At 40.5% G+C, this 1688-nt stretch carries 1 protein-coding gene; it reads left to right on the top strand.

All coding sequences use genetic code 11. The features are described 5' to 3' along the window. Positions 1-69: 69 nt before the first annotated feature. Positions 70-1688: tyrosine-type recombinase/integrase (locus ACTQWB_RS18635; RefSeq protein ID WP_441514619.1), on the top strand; the 1619-nt coding region annotated here is incomplete at its 3' end.

Raw genomic sequence — 1688 nt, 5'->3', positions numbered from 1 at the left:
GAGATTAAGAAAAGCCTTCCTTCACAGCGATGTGTCATATGGATCCGGTATGTATACCAGTTAGAGGAAATGGATTCTTCAGGAACAGTATCTGACCGCAGGCTATATCTAAATCAATCAGTATACGATAAACTTCCAGTTTCATGGAAAGATGATCTTGATTTCTATCTTGAAGACTGTTGTAAACGTTATACAAAACGCACATTAGAATTAACACGTACCTATTGTTCCGAAGGGTTGCTCATTTTTGATGAAATTGGAGTTGTCAATATATCAGATATCTCATACGAAGCGGTACTGATACTTGTAAACACAAAAATGTATCAATCAGATGAAACCAGAAACGTGATCCTTAATTACACGGCTCGGATGATACAGTTCTATGAAAAGATCGGGAAATGCACAAAGCCATACAGTCTTCTCTTTAACAGTCAGATTTATCCTCATATCGGATTGATCGATGCGTTTTCTTCAGAGAATAAAGCAGCTTTACAGAAAACGATAGATGTAATTATGTCAGCCGCAGACTTTAAAGGAAAGATTGAGCCTTTTATCGAATGCCTGCAAGCCCATGGATATATCGGTACTACTTTGAAACTGGCAAAACATGCATTAACGGCTTTTTATCTGTTTCTGGATATACATGATCTTGGTTATCATCCGGATATCGTTTGGATATGGTTCTCTGAGGTAAAAAATACACTGGGAACTTCCTGGCTTCACTGGAGAAGAGTTCTGAGTTTTTGTAATGAATATCTTCTTAGCGGCGATATCCACCCGGGCGGGAAATATAAATACATTCCTACCATATATGATGAACTCCCTGAATGGTGTAAGGAAGCCGTCGCAGGTCTTTTAGAACAGAAAAAACGTGAATATTGCGAAAGCGGTACACTTAAATCTTATCGATGTTCCTGTGCAAGCTTTTGTCTGTTTTTGATCGATCATGGGTATGACAGTTTCAAACAGATTTCTCCAGAGATAATCAAAGAATTCTCAATCCGGGATGAACATTCCACATTTAAAGGCCGTGCCACCCGCTTTGTAATCGTAAGAGCCTTCCTACGCTATCTTGAGGAACATCGATATACAGAAAGACATGGTCTGGATCAATGTCTTATATCAGGAAGTGCACCCGTAGATAAGATCATTGATGTTTTGTCCGATGAACAGATTCAGAGGATCCAGGAGTACCGGCTGACCCATAATGCCCCTGTAGAACTTCGCGACATTGCCATTGTTTTGCTTGGCCTAAAAACAGGACTGAGGGCCTATGATATCCTGGCACTCCGTTTTCAGGATATCGACTGGAAGAAATGCCAGATCTCAATCATCATGAAAAAAACGAAGACACAGATCACTCTTCCAATGCCTGTTGAAGTGGGAAATGCTATATATTCATACCTGAAATACGGCAGACCTGATGCAGAAAGCGATTTTATTTTTGTAAGATCCAAAGCCCCGTATGGAAGATTGACTGGTAAAGTATGTACCAGAGCACTTTACCGTATCCTGCCCGAAAGAAATGATGTAAAGGGCGGCGGTTTTCATGTGACACGCAGGACTTTTGCTACAAATCTGCTGAAAAATCATGCCGGCATCGATGATGTAATGGATGCACTTGGTCATCGTGATCCGACAAGCGTAATGAAATACCTTCTTCTGGATGATGAAAGAAGCAGAAAATG

The sequence above is a fragment of the Blautia sp. HCP3S3_H10_2 genome, from assembly GCF_052122375.1.
GTDB lineage: Bacteria > Bacillota > Clostridia > Lachnospirales > Lachnospiraceae > Blautia_A.
Note: the sequence above shows the minus strand (reverse complement) of the source record. Positions and strands in the feature narration are given on the sequence as shown.